Source organism: Pseudomonas fluorescens, from assembly GCF_003732425.1.
Classification (GTDB): domain Bacteria; phylum Pseudomonadota; class Gammaproteobacteria; order Pseudomonadales; family Pseudomonadaceae; genus Aquipseudomonas; species Aquipseudomonas fluorescens_BE.
The window spans coordinates 563,354-587,550 of sequence record NZ_MOBX01000013.1; the positions used below are offsets into that span (position 1 = coordinate 563,354).

At 60.8% G+C, this 24,197-nt stretch carries 22 protein-coding genes; 4 read left to right on the forward strand and 18 right to left on the reverse strand.

Annotated elements, in window-relative coordinates; all coding sequences use genetic code 11:
* Positions 1 to 56 precede the first annotated feature (56 nt).
* From BK670_RS12910 to tpx, 3 genes are all read right to left on the reverse strand, one after another.
* Positions 57 to 3,158, reverse strand: coding sequence for an MdtB/MuxB family multidrug efflux RND transporter permease subunit (locus BK670_RS12910; RefSeq protein WP_123450097.1), 3,102 nt, complete (start codon positions 3,156 to 3,158; stop codon positions 57 to 59).
* A complete protein-coding gene (locus tag BK670_RS12915) occupies positions 3,155 to 4,462 on the reverse strand; it encodes an MdtA/MuxA family multidrug efflux RND transporter periplasmic adaptor subunit (protein ID WP_123450098.1) in 1,308 nt (435 codons plus the stop codon). The genes BK670_RS12910 and BK670_RS12915 overlap by 4 nt, the downstream gene beginning before the upstream one ends.
* Before the next feature lie 175 nt (positions 4,463 to 4,637).
* Complete coding sequence (gene tpx, locus BK670_RS12920) at positions 4,638 to 5,138, reverse strand: thiol peroxidase (protein ID WP_007914372.1); 501 nt, start codon at positions 5,136 to 5,138, stop codon at positions 4,638 to 4,640.
* A 337-nt stretch (positions 5,139 to 5,475) separates the two neighbouring features.
* On the opposite strand from tpx, the gene BK670_RS12925 reads away from it, so the two are divergent.
* Positions 5,476 to 5,898, forward strand: a complete 423-nt coding sequence (locus BK670_RS12925) for a YciI family protein (protein ID WP_123450099.1) — start codon at positions 5,476 to 5,478, stop codon at positions 5,896 to 5,898.
* 63 nt (positions 5,899 to 5,961) lie between these two features.
* Here BK670_RS12925 and BK670_RS12930 read toward each other — a convergent pair whose 3' ends face one another.
* The 4 genes from BK670_RS12930 to BK670_RS12945 form a co-directional block, all read right to left on the reverse strand.
* The gene (locus tag BK670_RS12930) at positions 5,962 to 6,636 is read right to left on the reverse strand and encodes a DUF3313 domain-containing protein (protein WP_123450100.1); all 675 of its coding nucleotides are present in this window, start codon (positions 6,634 to 6,636) and stop codon (positions 5,962 to 5,964) included.
* 307 nt (positions 6,637 to 6,943) lie between these two features.
* On the reverse strand, positions 6,944 to 7,918 hold the full coding sequence (locus BK670_RS12935) for a hypothetical protein (RefSeq protein WP_123450101.1): 975 nt from the start codon (positions 7,916 to 7,918) through the stop codon (positions 6,944 to 6,946).
* Positions 7,919 to 8,214: 296 nt separating this feature from the next.
* Positions 8,215 to 8,694 (reverse strand): DUF934 domain-containing protein, encoded by a 480-nt coding sequence (locus BK670_RS12940; RefSeq protein WP_123450102.1) that lies wholly within the window; start codon positions 8,692 to 8,694, stop codon positions 8,215 to 8,217.
* Positions 8,691 to 10,364 (reverse strand): nitrite/sulfite reductase, encoded by a 1,674-nt coding sequence (locus tag BK670_RS12945; RefSeq protein ID WP_123450103.1) that lies wholly within the window; start codon positions 10,362 to 10,364, stop codon positions 8,691 to 8,693. Before BK670_RS12945 ends, BK670_RS12940 begins: the two co-directional genes overlap by 4 nt.
* A gap of 340 nt (positions 10,365 to 10,704) precedes the next feature.
* On the opposite strand from BK670_RS12945, the gene ccoN reads away from it, so the two are divergent.
* Together ccoN and BK670_RS12960 are read left to right on the forward strand one after the other, a co-directional pair.
* Positions 10,705 to 12,132, forward strand: coding sequence for a cytochrome-c oxidase, cbb3-type subunit I (ccoN, locus tag BK670_RS12955; protein WP_123451373.1), 1,428 nt, complete (start codon positions 10,705 to 10,707; stop codon positions 12,130 to 12,132).
* Between the two features lie 18 nt (positions 12,133 to 12,150).
* Positions 12,151 to 12,369: a hypothetical protein gene (locus tag BK670_RS12960; RefSeq protein ID WP_016983187.1), complete on the forward strand. Its 219-nt coding sequence runs from the start codon at positions 12,151 to 12,153 to the stop codon at positions 12,367 to 12,369.
* Between the two features lie 190 nt (positions 12,370 to 12,559).
* Here BK670_RS12960 and BK670_RS12965 read toward each other — a convergent pair whose 3' ends face one another.
* Complete coding sequence (locus BK670_RS12965) at positions 12,560 to 13,051, reverse strand: hypothetical protein (RefSeq protein ID WP_123450104.1); 492 nt, start codon at positions 13,049 to 13,051, stop codon at positions 12,560 to 12,562.
* Positions 13,052 to 13,263: 212 nt separating this feature from the next.
* On the opposite strand from BK670_RS12965, the gene BK670_RS12970 reads away from it, so the two are divergent.
* Positions 13,264 to 13,956: an aspartate/glutamate racemase family protein gene (locus BK670_RS12970; protein WP_123450105.1), complete on the forward strand. Its 693-nt coding sequence runs from the start codon at positions 13,264 to 13,266 to the stop codon at positions 13,954 to 13,956.
* A gap of 1 nt (position 13,957) precedes the next feature.
* On the opposite strand, the gene BK670_RS12975 is transcribed toward BK670_RS12970, so the two are convergent.
* From BK670_RS12975 to BK670_RS13020, 10 genes are all read right to left on the reverse strand, one after another.
* Positions 13,958 to 14,476, reverse strand: a complete 519-nt coding sequence (locus BK670_RS12975; protein WP_123450106.1) for a GNAT family N-acetyltransferase — start codon at positions 14,474 to 14,476, stop codon at positions 13,958 to 13,960.
* Between the two features lie 167 nt (positions 14,477 to 14,643).
* Positions 14,644 to 15,621, reverse strand: coding sequence for a LysR family transcriptional regulator (locus tag BK670_RS12980; RefSeq protein ID WP_123450107.1), 978 nt, complete (start codon positions 15,619 to 15,621; stop codon positions 14,644 to 14,646).
* A gap of 160 nt (positions 15,622 to 15,781) precedes the next feature.
* Complete coding sequence (locus tag BK670_RS12985) at positions 15,782 to 16,729, reverse strand: peptidylprolyl isomerase (RefSeq protein WP_123450108.1); 948 nt, start codon at positions 16,727 to 16,729, stop codon at positions 15,782 to 15,784.
* On the reverse strand, positions 16,726 to 17,199 hold the full coding sequence (locus BK670_RS12990) for a YbjN domain-containing protein (RefSeq protein ID WP_123450109.1): 474 nt from the start codon (positions 17,197 to 17,199) through the stop codon (positions 16,726 to 16,728). Before BK670_RS12990 ends, BK670_RS12985 begins: the two co-directional genes overlap by 4 nt.
* A gap of 30 nt (positions 17,200 to 17,229) precedes the next feature.
* Positions 17,230 to 17,859, reverse strand: a complete 630-nt coding sequence (locus BK670_RS12995) for a DNA repair protein (RefSeq protein ID WP_123450110.1) — start codon at positions 17,857 to 17,859, stop codon at positions 17,230 to 17,232.
* Positions 17,860 to 17,876: 17 nt separating this feature from the next.
* On the reverse strand, positions 17,877 to 19,574 hold the full coding sequence (locus tag BK670_RS13000) for a putative porin (protein WP_123450111.1): 1,698 nt from the start codon (positions 19,572 to 19,574) through the stop codon (positions 17,877 to 17,879).
* 40 nt (positions 19,575 to 19,614) lie between these two features.
* The gene (locus BK670_RS13005; protein ID WP_123450112.1) at positions 19,615 to 20,319 is read right to left on the reverse strand and encodes an energy transducer TonB family protein; all 705 of its coding nucleotides are present in this window, start codon (positions 20,317 to 20,319) and stop codon (positions 19,615 to 19,617) included.
* A gap of 3 nt (positions 20,320 to 20,322) precedes the next feature.
* A complete protein-coding gene (locus BK670_RS13010) occupies positions 20,323 to 20,748 on the reverse strand; it encodes an ExbD/TolR family protein (RefSeq protein WP_003201710.1) in 426 nt (141 codons plus the stop codon).
* An 11-nt stretch (positions 20,749 to 20,759) separates the two neighbouring features.
* Positions 20,760 to 22,559, reverse strand: coding sequence for a DUF2341 domain-containing protein (locus BK670_RS13015; RefSeq protein WP_123450113.1), 1,800 nt, complete (start codon positions 22,557 to 22,559; stop codon positions 20,760 to 20,762).
* A gap of 14 nt (positions 22,560 to 22,573) precedes the next feature.
* Complete coding sequence (locus BK670_RS13020; RefSeq protein ID WP_123450114.1) at positions 22,574 to 24,172, reverse strand: ShlB/FhaC/HecB family hemolysin secretion/activation protein; 1,599 nt, start codon at positions 24,170 to 24,172, stop codon at positions 22,574 to 22,576.
* Positions 24,173 to 24,197: the final 25 nt, after the last annotated feature.

Genomic DNA, 24,197 nt, shown 5'->3' on the forward strand with positions numbered 1-24,197 from the left:
GGTGCTGGCCTCATCGCGAGCAGGCTCACTCCTACAGGGGTTATGTGTACTGACAGTCATACCGACACCTCTTCGGCATCCGCATTGGTCTTGCCAAAGCGCCGGCCGAGGCGGTCGAAATACAGGTAGATCACTGGCGTGGTGAACAGCGTCAGCACTTGGCTCACCAGCAGACCACCGACCATCACCAGACCCAGCGGTTGACGCAATTCCGCGCCGGAACCGGTGGCGAGCATCAACGGCACCGCGCCAAAAAGCGCCGCCAGCGTGGTCATCAGAATCGGCCGGAAGCGCAGCAGCGCCGCTTGATAGATCGCCTGTTCCGGCGCCATGCCTTGGGTGCGTTCAGCATCGAGGGCGAAGTCGATCATCATGATCGCGTTCTTCTTGACGATACCGATCAGCAGAATGATGCCGATAATCGCGATCATGCCCAGGTCATTGCCGCTGAGCAGCAGCGCCAGCAAGGCGCCGACCGCCGCCGACGGCAAAGTCGAAAGAATGGTGATCGGGTGAATGTAACTCTCATACAACACGCCGAGCACGATGTACATGGTCACCACCGCCGCCAGAATCAGCAGCAAGGTGCTCGACAGCGACGCCTGGAAGGCTTCGGCCGCGCCCTGGAACTGGGTCTGCACGCCGACCGGCATGCCGATGTCCTTTTGTACCTGTTCGATAATGTCGACCGCATGCCCCAGCGCCACGCCGGGCGCCAGGTTGAACGACATCATCACCGCCGGAAACTGGCCGATGTGGGTGATCGCCAGCTGCGCCTGCCGCTCCTCGACATGGGCCAGACTCGACAGGCGCACCTGCGCGCCGTCAGTGGTTTTCACGTGAATCTGGTCGAGCGCCTGCGGGCCGATCTTCTCTCCGGCCTGGGCTTGCAGCACCACGCGGTACTGGCTGGCCTGGGTGTAAATGGTCGAAATCTGCCGCTGGCCAAAGGCGTCGTACAGCGCATCGGTGATGTTCGCCACCGAGACGCCGAGGCGTGAAGCGGCATCGCGGTCGATCACCAGATAGACCTGCAAGCCCTTGTCCTGCAAATCACTGGCAACGTCGGTCAGTTCCGGCCGCTGAACCAGCGCTTCGACCAGACGGCCGCTCCACTGGCTGAGCAGTTCGGAATCCGGCGAGGACATACTGAACTGATACTGGGTCCGGCTGACCCGATCTTCGATGGTCAGGTCCTGCACCGGCTGCATGAACAGGCGGATGCCGACCAGTTTGTCCAGTTGCGGTTGCAGGCGCGCAATCACTTCAGATGCGCTCAGATCGCGATCGTTATGAGGCTTGAGATTGATCAGCAAGCGACCGCTGTTGAGCGTGGCGTTATCGCCGTCGACACCGATGTAGGACGACAGGCTCTGCACCGCCGGATCTTCCAGAATGATCTTCGCCAGTTGCTGCTGACGCTCGCCCATCGCCGCGAAGGAAATCGACTGCGGCGCTTCGGAAATGCCCTGAATCACCCCGGTGTCCTGCACCGGGAAGAAGCCTTTCGGCACGACCATATAGAGAAACACGGTCAACGCCAGGGTACCGACGGCCACGAGCAACGTCAGCGGCTGGTGCTTGAGCACCCACTGCAACTTGCGCCCGTAGGCGGCGATCATCCAGTCGATGACAGCACCGCTGGCGCGGTAGAAACGACCCTGCTCATGCTCATCCGGTTCACGCTTGAGCAGACGCGCGCACATCATCGGCGTCAGGGTCAGCGAGACCACCAGCGAAATCAGGATCGCCACAGCCAAGGTGATGGCGAACTCGCGGAACAACCGCCCGACCACGTCGGCCATGAACAGCAGTGGAATCAGTACCGCGATCAGCGACAGGGTCAGGGAAATCAGGGTGAAGCCGATCTGCTTGGCGCCCTTCAGTGCAGCCTGCATCGGGCTGTCGCCCTCTTCGATGAAGCGCGCGATGTTCTCGAGCATGACGATGGCATCGTCGACCACGAAACCGGTGGCAATGGTCAGCGCCATCAAGGTCAGGTTGTTGACCGAGAACCCGGCCAGATACATCACGCCGAAGGTGCCGATCAGCGACAGCGGCACGGCGACCGAGGGAATGATCGTCGCGCTGGCACGCCGCAGGAACAGGAACGTCACCATCACCACCAGGGCGATGGCGATCAGCAATTCGTGTTGCACGTCAGTGACCGAGGCGCGAATGGTCTGCGTGCGGTCGGTCAGCACAGTGACATCAAGGCCGGCCGGCAGGTTGTCGGTGATGCTCGGCAGCAGTGCCTTGATGCGGTCGACCACCTCAATGACGTTGGCACCCGGCTGACGCTGGATGTTCAGCAATACGGCCTGATTCTGGTTGGCCCACGCGGCGAGACGCTCGTTCTCGGCGCCATCGACGATTTCCGCCACATCCTTGAGTCGCAACGGCGCGCCGTTCTTGTAGGCGAGAATCAGGTTGGCGTAATCCTTGGGCGAGGTCAGCTGGTCGTTGGCATCGAGCATCGACACCCGAGTCGGGCCGTCAAAGTTACCTTTCGGCTGGTTGACGTTGGAGGCGCCGATCAAGGTGCGCACGTCCGCCAGGTTCAGACTGTTGGCTGCCAGCGCTTCCGGATTGACCTTGATCCGCACGGCCTGACGCTGACCGCCGGCAATACTGACCATGCCGACGCCGCTGATCTGGGCGATTTTCTGCGCCATTCGCGTGTCGACCAGGTCATTGAGTTTGGGCAGCAGCATGGTTTTCGAAGTGATGGCCAGGGTCAGCACCGGGGTGTCCGCCGGGTTGACCTTGTTGTACACCGGCGGCGCCGGCAAATCGGTGGGCAGCAGATTGGTCGCGGCGTTGATCGCGGCCTGCACCTGCTGCTCGGCAACGTCCATGTTGATGTCGAGGCTGAAACGCAGGGTCAGCACCGACGCACCGCCGGAACTGGTCGAGGCCATTTGTGTGAGGCCCGGCATCTGCCCGAACTGGCGCTCAAGCGGCGCGGTCACGGCGCTGGTCATCACGTCCGGACTGGCGCCGGGGTACAGGGTCATGACGCGGATGGTCGGGTAATCGACCTGTGGCAGCGCCGATACCGGCAACAGGCGATAAGCGATCAGACCGGCCAGAACAATGGCCAGCATGCTCAGCGTGGTGGCTACCGGTCGGAGAATGAACAGCCGCGAAATGTTCATGCGCCCTTCTTGGCCTTGTCAGTGATCGCAGCGTCTGGCGTCTGGGCGGCGGACTTGCCTTGCAGGTGTTCGGTCGGGGTGGTCGGCACTTGATTGCTGTCGTTGACCACTTCCACTTCGCTGCCTTCCTTCAAACGGTCGGTGCCTTCCAGCACCACGCGGTCGCCAGCGGCCAGGCCTTCGGTGACCACGGTGTTTTCGCCATCACTGGCGCCGATCTTCAGTTGACGAATGGTGACTTTCTTGTCGCCGTCCAGCGCATAAACGAAGGTGCCGTTGGTGCCGAACTGGATGGCTGCCGATGGTGCCAGTACCACGCCTTTCAGCGTGTCAGCGAGCAAGTGAACGTTGACAAACTGATTGGGGAACAGCGCCTGATCACGGTTTTCGTAGCGGGCCTTGAACTTCAGCGTGCCGGTGGCGACGTCGATCTGGTTGTCGAGGCTTTGCAGAACACCGGTGGCTTGCAGTTTGGTGTCGCCGCGATCCCAGGCTTCGGCCGGCAGCTTGGCGCCACTGCGATAACGGGCGAGCACGGTTTCCAGGCTGTTTTCCGGCAAGGTGAAAGCGACGCTGATCGGTTGCGTCTGGGTGATCACCGCAAGGAACGTGGTGTCATTGGCGGTGACTAGGTTGCCGACGTCGACCTGGCGCAGACCGACACGGCCAGCAATTGGCGCGCGGATCTTGGTGAATTCGAGATTGAGTTTGGCGTCGTTGACCGCGGCCTGATTGGTCTTGACCGTGCCCAGATACTGGCCGACCAGCGCTTCGGCGGTGTCCAGCGTCTGTTTGGCGATGCTGTCCTCTTTGTACAGGCCGCGATAACGCTCAACGTCAACCTGAGCGTTTTTCAGTTGCGCCTGATTCTGCAGCAAGGTGCCTTCGGCCTGCAGCAAGGCGTTCTGGTACGGGCGTGGGTCGATCTCGGCCAGCAGGTCACCGGCCTTGACCATCTGCCCTTCTTCGAAATTGATCTTGACCAGCTCGCCGCCCACCCGGCTGCGCACATTGATGGTGTTGAGCGCAGTCACCGTCCCCAGTGCCTTGTAGTACAGCGGAAAATCGCCGGTGACCGCCGGCGCCACGCGCACCGGAATCGGCCCGGTGCCGCCACCGAAGCCTGGCCGCATCATCCCCGAACGCCCGGTGTGCCCGGCCGCGGCCTTGTCTGTACCCTCTTTGTGGGCTGAACCGGCGGGCCAGAATTTCCAGCACAGGACGGCGATCACCAACAAAACAAGCAGGCTGATCAGCCAGCGACGGGAGTTACGGGGGGACGATTGCATGGAGTGATTAACCATTGGGCGCGTGGGCTTCTTCTACGGGAGGCTGAACGATAAGCACTGACGGGAATTAAGCAAAGCAGCTTTACCGGCAATTTACCTTCAACTTACGTTTCAAGGTGTGAGGCAAAACACTGATACACAAATGAAAACGGCCTGGACAGGGCCAGGCCGTTAACAATTGTAAAAGCGCTTACTTGAGAACGGACAGCGCCGCTTCGTAGTTAGGCTCTTCGGCAATTTCCTTGACCAGCTCGCTGTGCAGGACGTTGTCGTTTTCGTCCAGAACCACAACGGCACGGGCGGTCAGGCCTTTCAGCGGGCCATCAGCGATGGCCACGCCGTAGTTCTCGATGAACTCGGCACCGCGCAGGGTCGACAGGTTCTGGACGTTTTCCAGGCCTTCGGCGCCGCAGAAACGCGCTTGGGCGAACGGCAGGTCAGCAGAGATGCACAGCACTACGGTGTTGGCGATGTCATTGGCCTGAGCGTTGAACTTGCGCACGGAAGTGGCGCAGGTCGGGGTATCGACGCTTGGGAAGATGTTCAGCACTTTGCGCTTGCCGGCAAAGTCTTTCAGGGTGACGTCGGACAGATTGCCGGCAACCAGAGAAAAGGCTGGCGCCTTGGAGCCGGCTTGTGGCAACTGGCCGTTGACTTGAACCGGATTGCCTTTAAGGGTGACTTGAGCCATGACTTGAGTCCTTCTGATGTTTTGATTGGAAAGCATGCAAGAGGCCGAAGTTAACCACGAAATTGTCCGACGACCTATGCCCTGCCTGGAAATTGTTGGGTGCCTGCGCGAAAAACTGTATACAAAACCACCGCCATTCCCACTGTGGGAGCGAGCCTGCTCGCGAAGGGGCCTCCAGATCCAACATTTATACTGACTGACCCAGCGCTTTCGCGAGCAGGCTCGCTCCCACATTGGATTCTGTGGTGTTACTGGTCTTTTATTTAGGATCCCTGTCGATTCACCGCTGGCCCGTTCGACTAAACAACGAATCTCCACAATCCACGGAGTAACCGCCATGCGATTCATGATCCTTGTAAAAGCCAGCGCCGATTCGGAAGCCGGCATCATGCCCAGCGAAGAGCTGATCACCGCCATGGGCAACTTCAATGAAGAACTGGTCAAGGCCGGCATCCTGATCGATTGCGACGGCCTGCACCCGAGCAGCAAAGGCGCTCGCGTGCATTTCTCCGGTGACAAACGCACGGTCATCGACGGGCCGTTCATCGAGACCAAAGAGCTGGTGGCGGGTTACTGGATCTGGGAAGTGAAATCGAAAGAAGAAGCCATCGAATGGGTCAAGCGCTGCCCCAATCCGATGCCGGGCGAGTCTGATATTGAAATCCGCCAGATATTTTCTGCCGAAGACTTCGGTGCCGAGTTCACCCCCGAAGCACGCGCTCAAGAAGAACGCGTTCGCGAGCTAGCGAAAAAAACCTGAACCTTGTCCCTGGCACGACGAATAGGAGCTACCGCAGGCTGCGGCAGCTCCAGGGGATTACGGTTATTTGCCGGACTTGAGTTTCAGATACGACTGACGCAAGTCCGAGGCCCAGCCATCGATCACCGGTTTGACGTCATTCGCCGACATCGCCTGCGAGTCATTTTCCAGTGGCTTGCCGGTGCCTTTGCGCACCACTTGCGCCACGACCTTGTTGTTCGCGCCATCGAGGAACACCGCTTCGGTGGCCAGGGTGGTTTCCTGATCGCGGATACCGCTGGCGGTGCTGACGGCGGCAGCGACCAGTGCAATCGGGATCACTTCATAGGCGTTCAGACCTTCGGTCTTGCTGCTCACGGCGGTGATCGCCGCACGCACCACAATCACGCCCGGGCCGGGGCCGGTGGCCAATGGCAGGTCTTTGCCGATTTCACGCTTGAGCGCCTGATCGTAGTAGGAGGTGATGCCATTGAGGGTCTGCTGGGAGATCTTCGCGGTCGGTTGCGGTTTCGGGTAAAGCTGAGTCGGCTCGATGTACACACTGGTGAATTTCTTGATGTCGACCTTCGGATCGATCCAGCGCATCACCTCGGCGCCGGACGGGGATTTGGCCTCTTTGAGTTGGCTGTAGTCTTTGAGGAAACCGGAATACTCATCGGGAGCGACGGTTTTGCTGGAACAACCCACCACACCGAGGGTGGCGATGCACAGCGTGCCCATCATTACTGCTAGCTTCATGCTGTAACTCCTGTCAGAAGGCCAAATAATTTGCCTGGGGAGTTACAGGTATAGCTAAAACCTCAGTAATTGCGATTGCAAAGCACAATATTCACGCAAGGCTGGGCGGCAGATCACCACCGTCATTTGGCAGACGCCGAGCATCCGAAAAAGCTGCATCTTCGATGCGGGGAATAATCACCGATCACCTGTGGGAGCGAGCCTGCTCGCGAATGCAATCTGTCGGTGACATCGTAGTCAGCTGACGCAGCGCTTTCGCGAGCAGGCTCGCTCCCACAGGGTTACCACTGCTCTTGGGCTCTTGGTTTTACCAGGACGACGTCTCACCACTGCGCAACGCCATCTCGCGGCGGCTGTTGATGTGCATCGCCTTGATCAGCGACACCGTGCCCACCAGCAAAATCGCCGCCCCCAACAGGAAGTCGATGTTGTACAGCTGGAAGTCCTGCACTGGCCCGATCAGCAGCACTCGCACGATCGCAGCGCCCAACAGCGTGGCAAGGAAATCGATCCCCGGCTCATTACGGTAGAACACCAGCAGCAACGGCAGGCACAGCACCAACAGCAGCAACAACACCACCACCTTGAACGAGCCTTTGCGCTCGACGCTGAAGGCACATTCGTGCGGCCCGTACGCCTTGTAATCCTCGTCGCGAATCATCGAGGTTTGCTCGTTGATGTAGTCGACGCGGTTGTACTTCTGGATCGGCGTGAAGGTGTTGGACATCTCCATCAGCGTGGTGATGTTCTTGAAGCGCAGGTCGATGCGCTCGCTGCCCTTGAGGTAATAGAGCACCGGTTTATAGCCGTAGCGATAGGTGTCGAAAGGGAATTCGGTGACTTGACCCTGCACGCCGATCGGGCGCGATTCAAGTTCGGCGTAGGCGCTTTTGTTGGTGGTGGACAGGTTGCGGCTCAGCGGCTGCACCTTGACCTGCTCAAGGAAGATCGGCGTAACGCCGTAGGACCACTGCAACGGCTCCAGACGCAGGCGCAGTTCATTGCGGCCCAGGTCATAGCGGTTGAAGGTTCGTTCCGAAACCACCAGTGAACCGCTGAGCATGAACTCGCCGCGCAGGTTGTTGGTGACGCGCAAGGTCAGTTGGTCCTTGCCCAGCAACGCCGCTTCCGTGGATGGTGGCGTGCCGCACCACGCGGTGCTTTCGCCGACACCGCCGAGCTGGCCGGCGCGATTTTCCTTGAATACGTAAAAGTAACTGGCCCACAGCGTCAGCATCAAAAGCACCGCTGTGAGGCCGAGGATTTTTTTGCCCGGACTCACTGATCAGACTCCCTTCTTCGGTTCCATCGTCCAGCCGAAAACCCGCTGGCGACGGCGACTCTACCAAAAGGCCACCATCGACCCAAGGGAAAATGCCCGTTTCATCAGGTTTCTAGGGGTTTCCCCGGTACCGGCAACACCAAACATCGTGGTGAGGGAGCTTGCTCCCGCTGGGTGGCGAAGCCGCCCCAAAACCGGATACTGCGATCCGTCAGGTGATGGGTGTTGATCCTGTTTGGGAGTGCTGCGCACTCCAGCGGCAGCAAGCTCCCTCGCCACAAAAGCCCGGCTAGCTTTTAGCGTCTGCGGAACAACGGGCGCGGTTCGATGACTGAGCGGCCATACAGCACGCTCATGCCGGCGAGTCCCTTGAGTGCATCCTCAGCCGATTTGTCCTCACGCACGGCAAAACTGTCGAAACCGCACTGGCGCATATGGCTGAGTTGATCACGCAGCACATCGCCAATCGCGCGCAACTCCCCTGCCCAACCAAAACGGCTGCGCAGCAGATACGCCTGACTGTAAGCGCGGCCATCACGAAAACTCGGGAAGTCCAGCGCAATCAGCGGCAACGAGCCTAGCCACGGCACCAGGCTTTCCACCTCATCGTCCGGGCCGAGCCATACAGCGTGGGTCGACGGTGATTCCAGCCAATGCGTCAGTGGCAGCATCAGCAAGCCGTCGGGCCACGGCATTGACGGATCGCGCACCAGCGTCCACGGATCGACTGTCGCGATCCGCGCCACACCCTGCTCCAGTCGCAACAGATTGTTCATGCCGACACCTCCAGCGTCTTCGGATAAACCCGTTCCTTGAACGGCTCCAGGCCAATCCGCGCGACGGTGTCGACAAACAATTCTTCGTGCTCGCGGTAGCGCACAAACGTGCCGATGATCCGCTCGATCACCTGCGGTACTTCGGCGGCGCTGAACGACGGGCCGATGACTTTGCCCAGTGCGCTGTTTTTGCCTTGGGCGCCGCCAAGGGTGATCTGATACCACTCGCTGCCGTTTTTATCGACGCCGAGGATGCCGATATTGCCGATGTGGTGATGGCCGCAGGCGTTCATGCAGCCGGAGATATTCAAGCTGATATCGCCCAGATCGTGCAGGTAATCGAGGTTATCGAAACGCGCCTGAATTGCCTGCGCGACCGGAATCGATTTGGCGTTGGCCAACGCACAGAAATCGCCACCGGGGCAGGCAATGATATCGGTCAGCAGGCCGACATTGGCGCTGCCCAAGTCATGTTTGCACGCCAGTTGCCACAGCGCGTAAAGGTCGGTTTTCGGTACGTCAGGCAGGACGATGTTCTGCTCGTGGGCAATACGAATCTCGCCAAAACCGAAACGCTGCGACCAGTCAGCAACTGCGAGCATCTGCACAGCGGTGACGTCCCCCGGCGGCGACGCCATGCCCGGTTTGGTCGACAGCACCACGCTGGTGTAGCCCGGCACTTTGTGCGGCTGCACATTGCGCGTGACCCAACGGGCGAACGCCGGGCTCTCGGCCAGGCGCGTGCCGAAGTCCAGATCGGTGTCGGCCAGCGCGTGATAAACCGGGGGCACGAAGGCGCTGGCGACCCGTTGGTATTCGGCCTCGGTCAACTGCGCCGGGCCGTCCTTGAGGTGTTGCCATTCTTCTTCGACTTCCTTGGCAAACGCCTCGATGCCCAGCGCCTTGACCAGAATCTTGATCCGCGCCTTGTACTTGTTGTCGCGCCGGCCGTGGCGGTTATACACGCGCAATACGGCTTCGACGTAGGACAGCAAATGCTGCCACGGTAAGCCCTCGCGAATCTGCAAACCGAGAATCGGCGTGCGCCCCAGGCCACCGCCGACGATGACTCGCAGGAGCATCTGCCCGTCGCGGCCGGGGTAAAGGTACAAGCCGATGTCGTGCATCATGATTGCCGCGCGGTCCTGCTTCGCCGAGCAGATGGCGATCTTGAATTTACGTGGCAGAAAGAGGAATTCCGGGTTGATCGTCGACCACTGCCGCAGGATCTCGGCCAGCGGGCGCGGGTCGATCAACTCGTCCGCCGCGACCCCGGCGAAGGCCTCGGTGGTGATGTTGCGCACGCAGTTGCCGGAGGTCTGGATCGCATGCATGTTGACCTGTGCCAGACGTTCGAGAATGTCCGGCACTTCGGCGAGTTCAATCCAGTTGAACTGCAGGTTCTGCCGCGTGGTGAAGTGACCGTAACCGCGATCGTAGTCGCTGGCGATGCTCGCCAACGTGCGCATTTGTTCGGCGCTGAGCGTGCCGTAGGGAATCGCCACGCGCAGCATGTAGGCGTGCTTTTGCAGGTACAGGCCGTTTTGCAGACGCAGCGGCAGGAACTCTTCTTCGCTCAACTCCCCGGCCATGAAGCGCTCGACCTGATCGCGAAATTGCGCAACACGCTCGAACACCAGCGCCCGGTCGTAATCATCGTATTGATACATGCACTGCCACCTCATCAGTTATTCCTGTGGGAGCGAGCCTGCTCGCGAATGCGGCGTGTCAGCCAACAATGCAGTTGCCTGACACGCCGCATTCGCGAGCAGGCTCGCTCCCACAGTTTTCGTAACAGCACTATGAAGGTGCAGCGCAGCACGCAACAGATTCACCTGAAGTCATAAAAACCGTATCAGGGCGCGGCAGAACGCCGCAGTCAGACCTTCAATCTGATCCGCACAAATCAAAGATTCCTGAGCCTGTTTTGTTTCTGACGGGGTTTCTACAGTGCAGCTCATGCCAGACCGGGTGGCCTGGCAAGACTTTGCAACCGTGGATGAACTGACCATGAGCACAGCAACAATCGGACAGGCTTACAACTACAAGGTCGTCCGCCAATTCGTCATTGCGACGATTTTCTGGGGTGTGGTGGGCATGGCGATGGGCGTATTGATCGCCTCGCAACTGGTATGGCCGGAAATGAATCTGGACCTGCCGTGGACCACCTTCGGCCGCTTGCGCCCGCTACACACCAGCCTGGTGATTTTCGGTTTCGCCGGCAGCGCGCAATTCGCCGCCAGTTATTACGCGGTGCAGCGTACCTGCCAGGTGCGGCTGTACTCGGACAAGCTCGCCGCCTTCACTTTTTGGGGTTGGCAATCGGTAATCGTGATCATGCTGGTGACCTTGCCGCTGGGCTACACCACCACCAAGGAATACGCCGAGATCGAGTTCTCCGGCGCGGTGTGGATGGCCGTGGTCTGGGTGGCGTATGCCGTGGTGTTTTTCACCACCGTGGTGCAGCGCAAGACCAGGCATATCTACGTCGGCAACTGGTTTTTCGGCGCGTTCATTCTGGTGATCGCCATGTTGCACGTGGTCAATCACCTGTCGATTCCGGTGGACTGGTTCAAGTCGTATCCGGTGTATTCCGGCGCCACCGATGCGATGGTGCAATGGTGGTACGGGCACAACGCGGTGGGTTTCTTCCTGACCACCGGGTTCCTCGGGATGATGTATTACTTTGTGCCGAAACAGGTCAATCGGCCGGTGTATTCGTATCGCTTGTCGATCGTGCATTTCTGGGCACTGATCACCCTGTACATCTGGGCCGGCCCGCACCATTTGCACTACACCGCGCTGCCGGACTGGGCGCAGTCGCTGGGCATGGCCATGTCGTTGATCCTGCTGGCGCCGAGCTGGGGCGGGATGATCAACGGCATGATGACCTTGTCCGGGGCCTGGCATAAGTTGCGCACCGACCCGATCCTGCGCTTCCTCGTGCTGTCGCTGGCGTTCTACGGCATGTCGACGTTTGAAGGGCCGATGATGGCGATCAAAACCGTCAACGCCCTCTCCCACTACACCGACTGGACCATCGGCCACGTCCACGCCGGCGCGTTGGGCTGGGTGGCGATGATCACCTTCGGCGCGACCTACCACATGGTGCCGAAAGTGTTTGGTCGCGAGCAGATGTACAGCACGCCGCTGATCAATCTGCACTTCTGGCTGGCGACCATCGGCACGGTGCTCTACATCGCTTCGATGTGGGTCAACGGCATCACCCAGGGCCTGATGTGGCGGGCGATCAACGAGGACGGCACGCTGACCTATTCGTTCGTCGAAGCGCTGCAGGCCAGCCATCCGGGGGTCATCGTGCGCTTTGCCGGCGGGGTGTTCTTCCTCACCGGGATGTTGCTGATGGCTTACAACGTGTGGCGCACGGTGCGTGTGGCCGACGTGGCACTGGCGCGCAGCGAAGCGCAGATCGCCTGAGGCAGGGAGCCGCTCGTGATGGAGATTTTCTTTGATGTGCTGGGCGTGGTGTTTCTGTGGCTGGCGGTGGAGTACTGCTTGCGACGGGAGACGGCGGACAGTCTGGACGAAGCGAGTATGGTGCCGTTTGCCGATGATCCGGAGGTGGCGCGGCGGGTGGAGTTGGCCACTGGCAAGACTGTGAAAGCGGTGGCGCCCGAGGTGGCGAAGCCGGGGTGGGTGAATCTTGATATGTGAGGTGTGTCAGTCGGGCTGCCCTCACCCTAGCCCTCTCCCACAGGAGAGGGAACTGACCGAGTGGTTTGTTCGGGTTACACCGACCTGAAATATCGAGTCGAACTCAGGTTTTGAACAGCACTCGGTCTGCCCCCTTTTCCCCTCGCCCCCTTGGGGGAGAGGGTTGGGGTGAGGGGGTAAGCTCTTGATCTTAACTACGCTCGCGAGGAATCAGGCTCTGCAACTGTTGGGCGAGGAAATTGGCGTCAAAGGCAAACGTATCCGGATCCTTCAAACCATTGGTCTTGCGCCACTGCCACGTGCCGTCCGGCAATCCGACCAGCGAAATGCTGCCATAACGCGCCGCCGTCAGCCCCATCACCGCAAGCGAGATCTGTCCTGCGCTGCCCATCACGTCCGGCACGAACTCCACCGGTTTACCGGCAATCACAATGCTCAGCTTCTCCGTCTTGAAGGTCGAGGTTTCCACCGGTGTACTCGGCCCGAACGCAACATAGGCCTCGCGACTCACCTCCAGCAGATTCGGCGCCTGCACCGGTTCCAGCCATTGCTGAATATCATCGAACAGTGCGGTAATCCGTGCAGCCCACGTCGCCGATTGCGTTTCGAACAATTGCTTCTTGTGCGCTTCGCTCTCGGCGTAATGACGAAGCATCTCGCCCAGTTGTTGTACGTCGTCCATAGCGGTGTTCCTCGGAAAGGACCTGCAATACTCGATAGTGGCAGATACCAGCCGCTGCGTACGATTAAGCTGCAGCAAGCCCGATGAAGCACCATCACACTTGCGTGAAGGATCAGCAGTACAGTCACTTGTGGCTGGCATCGGACGCTGAACAAAAGGAAACTCAGGGCAGACCTGAACGCTCGACACTTTCATTTGCCCGAGGACATCCAATGCGCACCATCGGCCTGATCGGCGGCATGAGCTGGGAATCCAGCGCCGAATACTATCGGCTCATCAATCAGCAAGTCCGTGATCGCCTCGGCCCGTTGCGTTCGGCACAGTTGCTGATGCACAGCGTGGACTTCGGCCCAGTCGAACAAGCCCAGCACGCTGGGCGCTGGGACGATGCGGCGGCGATTCTGGTGGATGCCGCGCGTCGGCTCGAGGCGGGAGGCGCCGAATGCGTGGTGCTGTGTACCAACACCATGCACAAGGTCGCCGAGCAGATTCAGGCAGCGATCAGTATTCCGTTTCTGCACATTGCCGAACCGGCCGCGCAAGCGGCTCTGGACATTGATGCGCACACGGTCGGGTTGCTCGGCACCGCCTTCACCATGGAACAGGACTTTCTCAAACAACGGCTGATTGCCAAGGGTTTGACCGTGTTGGTGCCGGACGAAGCCGAACGCAAGGACGTACACCGGATCATCTACGACGAACTCTGCGTCGGCGTGATCAGCGAGCAGTCGCGGCGAATCTATCAGCGGGTGATCGAATCCCTCACCGCACGCGGCGCGCAGGCAATCATCCTCGGCTGCACGGAAATCGGTCTGCTGGTCAAACCCGAACACAGCGCCCTGCCCTTGCTCGACACCACCGAGCTGCATGCGCAGTCGGCGGTGGCGTTCGCGCTGGGCGACTGACTCAGGTTTTCGAACGACTGCGCAGACGGGCCATGCTCAAGGTGTCGACCCATTGCCCGTCGCGCACGGCGTAGTCGCGAAACAGGCCTTCGGTCTCGAAACCGAACTTGCGATAGAGACCGATGGCCGCTTCGTTGTCGGCATACACGGTGAGTTCGACGCGGTGCAGGTTCATCCAGTTGTCGGCCACCTCCAGCGCCGCCGACAACAGCATGGAACCCACGCCTTTGCCCTGCCACGCCACCGCAACGCCCATGCCGAAACTGCCGGCATGCGCCCGGCGCATCCGTGAATGAGCCTCCAGCCCCAGATTGCCGATCACCACACCCTGATGCAGCGCAACCAGCTTCACCGCCCGTTCGTTGTCCGCCAGCAGGCGCTGGCGCCAGACCTCAACGGACTGAAACGGCATCTGCAGCACCTGACGCGCCACGGCTGGATCGTTGTAAAGCGCAGTGATGCCCTCAATGTGCGATTCGTTGAAGCGTTCGAGGTGAATAGCGGGGTTGTGATCGGGCATGGCGGATCCTTCCTGGATCGATGAGTGGCTGATCACTCTAAACCGCTTACTTCAACTCATACAATCCGTAGGAGCTGTCGAAGGCTGCGATCTTTTGATCTTCTTTTTAAACAAAGAACAAAAGATCGCAGCCTTCGGCAGCTCCTACACAAGAAGTCCGCGTGCAATCATTCGAACCATTCCTGGCGTTCGTTGAAGGTGTGGTGGATGAGGTCGGTGAGGGTCTGCACCTCGGCCACATTCTGCGACTCGGCGTTGACCGCCAACCATGCCTGCAATTGCATGGGTTCCGCGAACAGCCCCGGCAGTGCGATCAGGCCACGGTCGAAGCGGCTCATGTACGCCGGCAGCAAACCGATGCACGCGCTGCAGCGAATCATCTCCAGCATCAACTCATAAGACTGCATCTGCACCACGCCGGCCAGGCGTTGTTCGACCAACTCATTCCACGGCCGGAAGCTGTCGATCTGGCGGTCGTGCTGCCATTGCACCAGCATGAAATCGGCGAGGTCGTCGGGTGTGTCCGGACGCGCGGTAACGCGGGAGTAGCGTTTGGCGATGTGTGGCAGGTAGTCGAGGCGCGCCAGCGCTTGCGGTTCACTGGTGGCGAAGGTCGGGCCGGGGTGTGGGGTTTCGCCATGGGCGAGCCAGAGCACGATGTCGGCGCTGACCGCGCGCAGGGATAGTTCGCTGTCCAGCGCGATGATTTCCAGGCGCACACTGGCGTTGCGCCGCAGCAGGGCGATGAGGTCGCGGCCGAGAATGTCGTGGAGGATGGATTCGGCAACGGCGAGGCGAATCAGCGGTTGTTCGATCACCGGCAGTTTGCGTTCGTTGGCCAGCGCTATCAGTTTGGCCTGCAGTTGCTGGCCTTCGCGGGTGAGGCTCAGGGCGCTGCCCTGAAAGCTGAACAGGGTGTGTTGCAGTTCTTGTTCGAGCTGGGCCAGTTGTTTGCGCAGCAAAGTCGAGCGCACGTTGAGGCTGCGCGCAGCTTGCATGAAACAACCGCAGCGGGCGCTGACGAGGAAGTATTGCGCGATTTCGCTATCGATGGTGGCGGCGTGTGCGAGCCACGGTTCGCCGTGGTCGTGTGGCCAGTGGTAATCGGGGTTGCCCTGTCGTCCTGCGGGTTCGGTGAATGACATCGATGACTCCCTGTCGATCTTTGTATTTATGAATATCCATGAATACCCCTGTGGGAGCGAGCCTGCTCGCGAAAGCGGTGCGTCAGTCACCACAAGTTTTGGATGTGCAGACGCTTTCGCGAGCAGGCTCGCTCCCACAGGGTTGGTGGTGGAGGTGAAATCAGTGTTTTTCCTCCAGGACTTTATTGAGTTCAGCACCGTCAATGCTCAGCGTCGCGGTGTTGAGCATGCCGTCCAGATAGGCCTGGGCAATCTGCTCCTGCCGCTGCGCACGCAAGGCCTGGGTCAGTTGATCGCGCAACTCATCAAGGGTTGCGGCGCGCGCCGGTTGTTGTTCGGTGAGTTTGATCACGTGGAACCCGGCGGCGCTCTGAACAGGCTCGGAAACCGCGCCAACCTTGAGCCGCGCCACGGCGCCACGCACCTCCGGTACGAGTTGCTGCAACGGTTGCAGACCGGTATCGCCGCCACGTTCAGCGGTGACACGATCCTGCGAATATTGAGTCGCCAGTGCTGCAAACTCTGCCGGCGTCGCCTGCGCTTTCTTGCTCAGCTCAGTGGCCTGCTTGCGCACCGCGTCAAGACTCTGCGGATCATTCACCCCTAGGAAAATCTGGCTGACCCGGTACAACGCCGGTGTCTGCCAGTTCGCCTTGCCCGCGTCATAGGCCTGCTGCAACTCAGCCGCACTCGGGTAGTCCGCCGGCACCTGGCTGACCGAACGCAAGTAATCACGGAAGACAATCTGCTCAGTCGCCGCACGAGTCTGCCGCGCAACCTCCGGACGCTGCGCCCAGCCCTGCGCATCGGCCTGCTCCAACACCGCTTTCTCGGCCAGACGCGTGCGAATCCAGCGTTCCAGCGCCTCACGATTACCACGCAATTGCTCGCGGGTTTCCGGTGGGACTGTCGCCAGCAACGCCTGTAACTCTTCAGGCGAAACCTGCTGATTACCCAACCGCGCCACCGCCGGCCCCGTAGCAGCCGCCGTCACTGACGACGATTGCTGGGCGGCGACCGGGTCACTGCCCGGCCGCACCACCAGCGCCACGGCCACCACCAACAGCGCCACTGCCGCAGCGCTGATCACCATGGCTGGCTTTTTCACAGCGCGACTTCCTCTTGCTCGGCGACGGCGACTTTAGCGGTCTGCGCGGCGGAACCGTTCTGGGTGAAATCACGCAGGTAGACGATGAATTCCTGCAGCAGGCGATCCCACAATTCCAGGTTGCCGCGCAGATGATCGTTGCTCACGCCCGCCGCCACGACCACGTCCATTTCCATCACCAGAAACTCGCCCTGCAACGACAAGCGCGCAAAACGGCGAGTGGCATTCCACTGCTCGGCCACACCCTGCGGCAACTCACCCTGCACCCGCAGCGCGCAGCTGAAAGTGAAATCGACGTAGCTGCCCTGCTCCACCGCCGGATTGCCGAAACGCACGGCGTAGCCGATGCCCTGGCTGGCGCTGAGCAACTGAACGATTCCGTTCTGTTCGGTCTGGTTGACGCGATAACCGGCAGCTTGCAGCACGTCGGTCAGGGATTGTGGCGATACGTGGCTGATCAATTGAGTCATTGTTTCTTCCTTGTTTATCAGTCTTTTAAATCAGTGTGCGAGCGCGGCTTGCGGCGCGTCGAATTGGGTCTTGTAGAGGTCGTCGCCAAACCCCTGGGCCAGTTCTTCGAACTTGACCCGGGCGCTGCCCGCGAAGGGCTGGCGGATCTTCATCACCTCGGCCACGTCGATGTTTTCGTAGGCGCTGAGGATCTGCTTGGCGACGCCATACATCTGCTGATTCTTGACTGAACATTGCTGCACTTGTGTGTCACGTTCAGCCAATTGCGCCTGAAGCTTAGACCGTTCTGCTTCTTTGGCACGGGCCATGACCAGCAACTCGTCGTAAGCCTTTTTGAACTTGCCGGTCTGCTCAGCGCTGGCCGCCACTTGCGCCTGCGCCTGGCTGTGCAGACTCTGCTGCTGCCCGGCCAGTTGCTCAGCGAGGCCTTTGGTCTTGGCCAGTTCGGCGGTCAATTGCTTGATTTGCGCCTGCGCAGCCTTGACCTCGTTCTGCGCCGCCAGTTGCGCGGCGCTGGCCTGGGCCTGCTGACTTTGCAGAGCCTGCAACTGTTGCGTGGTGCTGCGCAATTGCGTGCGCAGGCGTTCTTCCATGCCTTCGGCATTCGCCCCGGTGGCGATCAACAGCCCGAGCCCGAGCAACACAAATCGCGTTTTCATAACCCTCTCCCGGCGCCTTAGAAGCGCGTGTTGATCTCAAGCTGCAAGACGTCGATGTCGAACGGTGCGCCGTACACCGCTTCGGTGCTCATCCAGCGACCGGTGGCGTAAACGTTCTTCGCCAGACCGTAGTTGCCGCCGATGAAATAACCCTTGGCGTTGGTGCCGCCGAGGTGGAACGACGAGTCGTTGAAACCGTCCGGCAAGGCGTCGGGCTGGATGTACTTGTAGCCGGCGAACATGTTCCAGTCGCCCTGCTTTTTCAGGTCAAGAGCGCTGCCGAGGGTGAACTGCACCATCCACGCATTGGCGCCGCTTTCGATGTCGCCGTTGCTGTCGAGGTTGTTGACGATCTGCCCGGCCGAACGCTTGCGCATATCGCCTTCGTCATACGAGAGGTTGTGGATGTAGTTGCCCTGGCTGCGCAGTTTGAAATCTTCTGGCAGGTCGGCATCCCAGACCACGTTCAGATCAAGCAGATTGAATTCAGAAGCAAGGCCAACAAACTGCGGCTGCGGCGTGGTGGTCGGGTTGAGCGGGTTCGGCGTGATGTCGCGCAGCAGGAACACGCTGTTGCCCTTCTGCATGAACGCCGCGCGGCTGCCGTCGCTGTCGCAACCCGGCGCGCCGGCCCACGGTTCGCAAGGGCTGGAGCGCTGGCCCTGAATGTCGTCGAAGCGGTAGTACGCCAGCGCACCTTTCAAGCGGTTGTTGCTGTTGATCGCCCACTTGGCGCCGATCTGCGCGCCGTACAGCCACTTGTTGTCGCTCTCTTCCTTGTCGAAGCCGTTGCTGCTGGCGGTGTCGTTGGTGTAATCCACCGGGAACGCGCCGACGGTGCCGAACACGCCCCAATCGCGATTGAGCTTGTGGTCGAAAATCGCTGCCACGCCGTCGAAATTCAAATCGTTGGAATAAAGCATGTCGGTGGACATGAACGGGTTGGCGAAGCGCCCGCCGGTCAGGGTCAGCTCATCCGTAGGCTTCCAGTTCAGGTAGCCCTGATCGAGCCAGATGTCCTTTTTGGCGAAACCGCCACCGAGGCTTTGCGTGGTCGACACCGGGTTGTTGTCCGAGCCGGTGCCGATGCGGATGCCGGCGGTCCATTGCGGCGAGATCTCCGCTTTCATGCCCAGTCGCGCACGAATGCGGAACTGATTGGTGCGATCCTCGCGGGTGTTGAGCAGCGGCGGCAGGTTGGTGCTGCTGTTCGGGTTAACGTCGTACGGGCCGTTGTTGTTGAGCTTGGCGAAGTCGACGATCTCGTTGCTGTTGCTGTCCGAGTAGTAGCGCGATTCGTCGCGCAGGCGAATGTCGCCGTCGAAACTGATGCGCGCAGCCCATTCCGGGAAACTGTTGGGCGCGGCCCAGTTTTCCTGTTTGGCGGTGGCCATGACTTCGGCTTTGACCTGATCGCGGATCTGGTCGCGCACCGCTGCCGGCACGTATTGCACGCGGACATCGCCCGGCGCCGCGACCGGCCCGGCCGCGACTGCGGTAGACGCGGCGGCCTGTTTGGCCTGGGCCGCTTCGTTCTGCGCCTGAGCGATCAGCGCATCAGCCTTGTCCTGTTTCAGAATGCCCTGCTCAACCAGCAAGCGGATCAGATTGATCGTGGCGTTTTCCGAGGGCGCAGGCGCTGCCACGGCCTGACCGACCAGGGTCGCAATGACCATGCCGACCGCCAGGGACAATCGATTCACATTGGAAATCATCTGCACACAACTCCTTTTGGCAAAGCTTTAAAAGTGGGGATTAACCTGGACGCCGCCCTTGCAGGGACAGGCGCACAGGCAAGGTGATGGAGGCCGGTGGCCGTTCGCTCAGCGCCGGCGCACCGCGCAACGCGGCCAGCACTTGCGTATCAATCTCGGGGTTGCCACTGGACTTGATCAGCTCGACGCGAGTGATCTCGCCGACGCTGCTCAGCCAGACATCGGCCTGCAAAGAGAACGCGAGGTTGCGCAGCTCGGGGTTCTCGCGCAGCAAGCGCTGGAAGGTGAACGCCAGAAACTGGCTGTACGTCCCCGTGCCCAGACGCCCGCCACCGGCGCCGGCCATGCCACCGCCCTTGCCCGCGCCGATGTTGAAGGCGTCGTTGCCAGACTGCGCATCACCGTCCATTTGCATCGGGTTGGCCAGATCGTCCGCCGGCGATGGCGGCGCTTCCTCTTCGGGCTTGACCTCTTCCGGTTCCGGCGTTGGCTCAGGCTCGACGACTTTTTCTTCCACCGGGGTTTCCGGCTCCGGCGGTTTTTCCGGTGGCGGTGGTGGCGGTGGTGGCAACGGAATGATCGTCGGCACCTTCGGCGCTTCGCGGCGGATGCCGCTCATGTCGTTGGCCCATTGCCAGAGGAGCCACGCGGCGAGCGCGCCGATCAGCAATCCGGCGCCCCACTTCGCGTAACGCAGCGCCGGCCTCTTCAACGGCAGCGGCTCGATCGGGAGTTGTGCGGTCATGACTCAGCCCTGACTCGGTTTGCCGGTGACGAGACCGACCTGGGACAGTTCGAGCCGGCGCAACAGATCCAGCACTTCAATGACTTTCTGGTACTGCACCGTCGCATCGCCGCGCACGATCACCGGGAAATCCGGGCTCTGCGCTTTCTCGATGCGCAGGCGTTCTTCCAGCTCAGCCAGGGTCACCGGGTAGGCATCGAGGAACACCTGACCGCCGTCGTTGACCGAGATCGCCTTGGTCTTGGCCTCGGACAGCGAGACGGATGCGCTGGCCTTGGGCAGGTTGATCTGGATCCCGGAAACCTGCGCGGTGGCGGTGAGGATGAACATCACCAGCACGACCATCAGCACGTCGACCAGCGGGGTGATGTTGATGCTGTCCACCGCGGCATCGTCATCATCGTCATGGGAGGCATTTACAGACGCCATGGCAGTGTTCCTCAGGCCGGTACGGAGTGGTTGGCGTGATGGCCGCGCTGATGCGCCGCCTCACTGAACTGGCTCTCGCCGTGCATCTCCGCCAGACGGGTGATGAACTCATCGACGAACACGCGCATGTCGGCGCTGACTTCCTTGTTGCGGGTGATCAGGCGGTTGTAGCCAAACAACGCCGGGATCGCGACGAACAGGCCCATCGCCGTGGCCAGCAACGCGGCGGCCATACCGGGAGCGATGGCGTTGATATTGACGTCGCCGGCCATCGCCGTGCCGAGGAACACCACCATGATCCCCAGCACCGTGCCGAGCAGGCCGATGTACGGGCCGCCGGCGATGGCGTTGGACAGGGTCGAGAGTTTCGAACTCAATTGCTGGTTTTCGCGGGTGCGCACGCCGTCCATGGAGCAGCGGATGGCTTCGATGGTCGCCGCTGACACCGACGAGGTATCGGCGCCCTGCTCGCGGCGGGTGCGGATTTCTTTCACCGCCACCAGGTACAGGCGCCACAGCGACGAATGCTGCAAGCGTTGGGCGAGTTGCGCGTCGTCGGCGAACATCTCCAGACGTGTGCCGACTTTGGCGAACTGCACGCGGAAGTCTTCGTTGGCGGCCGTCACGCGGCTGAGGCTGCGGTTCTTGCGCAGCATGATGATCCACGACTGGAACATCATCAGCACCAGCACGGCGATGATCACCCAGGCGTCGATCGGCACGGCGTTGAGCAGGAAGCCAAGGCTGCCGAAACCGAAACCGGATTGCTCTTCATCGACGCCGTAAGCGACCAGTTTCGACTCGGCGCCCTGCGAGGTAGCGTCGGCCAGCAACAGCGGCGCAGGACGGGCGACTTTCGACAGGCGCAATTCATCGATAGCGCCCACGAACGGCTGAAAAGGACCTTCGTGCACGTCAGCGCCGATCGCCATGATCGAGTTGAACGCTGGCATCGCCTGAGCAAGGCTCGCGCCTTCGCGGCCATTGATGTACAGGGTGACTTTGGAACCCTCAGCGGTCAGCGCAACGTGCTGCCATTGGCCGGGATTCAGCGCTTGTGTGGCAACGGCACGTTGGCCATCGATCTCCACAAACGGCACGCCTTGGTTGGCACCGATCAGCAAGCTGCTGGCGCCTTCGCGACGGGCGAGAATCAATTGTTCACCACTGGCCTGATCCAGACGCAACCAGGCACTGAAGGTGAACGCGCTGCCAGCGTTGTGTTGCAACGAGGGGCTGGCCGGCAGCAACAACGGCTGGCCGCTGAACTGCAAGGCGCGCCCGACCACGCCGTCAATCGCCGCACCAGTGGCGCTCTGCGCGGTGTTGCCGTACGCGGTGGTGTCTTTGGCCGGAGTGCCGGTGGCGCCGTCGAAGTGATAGAGCGCGGTGTAATTCGGATCAAACGTCAGTTGGCCGTTGCCGGTCGCCGGGGCCTTCTGATTGCCGTAATACATCCAGATGTCCTGGCGCTGACCGCCCTCGACATTCGGCACATCGACCCAGATCAGCGCCATGCCCATCAACGCATCAAAACTTTCGATCTGGTGGTTGAGCACGGTCTTGTCATCGGCCGCGACGAAACGCAAATCCGCGCCGTCTTCTTTCACCCCATCGAAGGTGAAATTGCCGGTGTGCAGGCGCACCAACAGCGCGGTGCGGCCGAGGGTCTGATTAATCGCCGCGCCTTGTGGCGTGGTGTCGACGGCGATCTGTTTGCGGTAATGCCAGTCGTCCTGCCACCAGGCCTGAGCCGTGGCCGGGAGCACGAAGCCCAGGCAGATCAACAACGAAAGGAAGAGGCGCTGCATGAACGTGCTCCTTGTCAGAAAGTGGCTTGAAGGTTGAAGTGCAGGCGCGATTCCTGTTTCGAGGTGTTCGGCCCTTCGAGTAGCGGATAGCCCCAGTCGAGGCTGCCGGACAGCCATTTGCTCAGGCTGGCGCGGGTGCCGAGGCCGACGCTGGCCAGGGCGTAATTGGCGTCCTGGTCCGGCAGTTCATCGCGCAGATACAGTTGCGCGCCTTCGGCGAAGGCGTAGAAACGCCAGTCCTGCATCCACGTGCCGGCGTACTTGGCCAGCGATGGCGTGCGCAGTTCCTGGCTGAGCAGCAAGCCGTCGTCACCGGTGCGTTCGGCGGCCAGATAGCCTCGTACCGAGGTCGCGCCGCCAGCGGAGAATTGCTCGTTGGAAACCAGTGGCCCGGACGCCAATTGGAACGCGGCTTTGCTTGCGCTTTGCCAGTTGCTGTCGAAGGTCCAGGTGTAATTCGTATCGCCCTTGAGCACGGCAAAACTCGGTTTGGCGCGGTAGCGTTTGTAGTCGAAGTCTTCGTCGGAACTGCCGTAGCCGAAAATGCTGCGAGTGGCGGCGACCAGGCTCAGGCCAAGGCCGAGCTGGCTCTTCTCGCTGTAGCGATAACCGTTGTAGGCAAAGGTGAATGGCGCGTATTGCAAAGGGACTTTGTCGCTCTCGCCGGACAGGGTCAGGCGTTCGTCGAAGTCCTTGAAGTCGATGCCGGCCGACAGTGAGTTCGACCAGTTGCCGCTCGACGGCAGCGTGTAAATCGCCGAGACGCCGTAGCTGTGGCCCTTGCCGAGCACGTTACTGCCGCCAATGGTGGCGACGTTGCTGTCGGACTGGTAACCGGAGAACTGCACGCTCCAGCGCTCGGTCAGCGGCGCTGTGTAGGAACCCGACCAGACCTTGGCGTTGTCGGTGTCCTGTGGCGCGGTGAAGTAAGTCAGGTTGATGCTATGGCCGAGTTGCCAGAGGTTGTTGTAACCGAGGCTGGTGACGGTGCGCAGCTTTTCGGTGTCGGCGCTGTAGTCGTTGTTGAGGCCGACGCTGGCGGTCCACGGGTTCTGGTCTTCGACCTGCAAATCGACGTCCATGGTGCCGGGGCGCTGACCTTCGCGCACCAGCGGCATCACTTGCCGGCCCGGGGTTTTATTGAGCTGCGCGAGTTCGCCCTGAACCTTGGCGAAATCCGGTACTTCGCCTTCCTGGAGCGCCGGCACGTTGTCGCGGATGTCCAGCGGCGAATAGTGTTTGGCGCCGACCACACGCACACGACCGACCTTGGTTTCGCTGACTTGCAGATAAACGATGCCGTCGGCCACGGCTTGCTCCGGCAGCTCGACGAACACCGATTGATAGCCGCGCTCCTGATAGGCTTTTTGCAACGCGTCGCGCGCACCTTCGATGTCGCTGAGGGCTTTTTGCGGGCCGAGAAACGGGTACACCGCTTCTTCGATCGCCCGCGCATCGAGCACGGTGTTGCCGCGCACGAAGTATTCGTTGACGTCGACCAGGCGCTGCGCCGCCGCGCTTTCGGCAGCCTCTTCGGCCAATGCCGGCTGCGCGCCCGCCGTCACCAGCAGCCAGCCCCACAGCGCCAGCCGTGACTTGAAAATCGGTTCCACACTACCCCCTGAATTCGCGATGACC

Excerpts from the sequence above, each read along its gene's own strand:
- BK670_RS13010 (WP_003201710.1), bottom strand. The coding sequence starts at position 20,748 with ATGGCGTCTGTAAATGCCTCCCATGACGATGATGACGATGCCGCGGTG.
- BK670_RS13000 (WP_123450111.1), bottom strand. The coding sequence starts at position 19,574 with ATGATTTCCAATGTGAATCGATTGTCCCTGGCGGTCGGCATGGTCATT.
- BK670_RS12940 (WP_123450102.1), bottom strand. The coding sequence starts at position 8,694 with ATGAACAATCTGTTGCGACTGGAGCAGGGTGTGGCGCGGATCGCGACA.
- tpx (WP_007914372.1), bottom strand. The coding sequence starts at position 5,138 with ATGGCTCAAGTCACCCTTAAAGGCAATCCGGTTCAAGTCAACGGCCAG.
- BK670_RS12945 (WP_123450103.1), bottom strand. The coding sequence starts at position 10,364 with ATGTATCAATACGATGATTACGACCGGGCGCTGGTGTTCGAGCGTGTT.
- BK670_RS12970 (WP_123450105.1), top strand. The coding sequence starts at position 13,264 with ATGCGCACCATCGGCCTGATCGGCGGCATGAGCTGGGAATCCAGCGCC.
- BK670_RS13005 (WP_123450112.1), bottom strand. The coding sequence starts at position 20,319 with ATGACCGCACAACTCCCGATCGAGCCGCTGCCGTTGAAGAGGCCGGCG.
- BK670_RS12960 (WP_016983187.1), top strand. The coding sequence starts at position 12,151 with ATGGAGATTTTCTTTGATGTGCTGGGCGTGGTGTTTCTGTGGCTGGCG.
- BK670_RS12915 (WP_123450098.1), bottom strand. The coding sequence starts at position 4,462 with ATGGTTAATCACTCCATGCAATCGTCCCCCCGTAACTCCCGTCGCTGG.
- BK670_RS12980 (WP_123450107.1), bottom strand. The coding sequence starts at position 15,621 with ATGTCATTCACCGAACCCGCAGGACGACAGGGCAACCCCGATTACCAC.
- BK670_RS12910 (WP_123450097.1), bottom strand. The coding sequence starts at position 3,158 with ATGAACATTTCGCGGCTGTTCATTCTCCGACCGGTAGCCACCACGCTG.
- BK670_RS12965 (WP_123450104.1), bottom strand. The coding sequence starts at position 13,051 with ATGGACGACGTACAACAACTGGGCGAGATGCTTCGTCATTACGCCGAG.
- BK670_RS13015 (WP_123450113.1), bottom strand. The coding sequence starts at position 22,559 with ATGCAGCGCCTCTTCCTTTCGTTGTTGATCTGCCTGGGCTTCGTGCTC.
- BK670_RS12990 (WP_123450109.1), bottom strand. The coding sequence starts at position 17,199 with ATGACTCAATTGATCAGCCACGTATCGCCACAATCCCTGACCGACGTG.
- ccoN (WP_123451373.1), top strand. The coding sequence starts at position 10,705 with ATGAGCACAGCAACAATCGGACAGGCTTACAACTACAAGGTCGTCCGC.
- BK670_RS12930 (WP_123450100.1), bottom strand. The coding sequence starts at position 6,636 with ATGAAGCTAGCAGTAATGATGGGCACGCTGTGCATCGCCACCCTCGGT.
- BK670_RS12995 (WP_123450110.1), bottom strand. The coding sequence starts at position 17,859 with ATGAAAACGCGATTTGTGTTGCTCGGGCTCGGGCTGTTGATCGCCACC.
- BK670_RS12925 (WP_123450099.1), top strand. The coding sequence starts at position 5,476 with ATGCGATTCATGATCCTTGTAAAAGCCAGCGCCGATTCGGAAGCCGGC.
- BK670_RS12975 (WP_123450106.1), bottom strand. The coding sequence starts at position 14,476 with ATGCCCGATCACAACCCCGCTATTCACCTCGAACGCTTCAACGAATCG.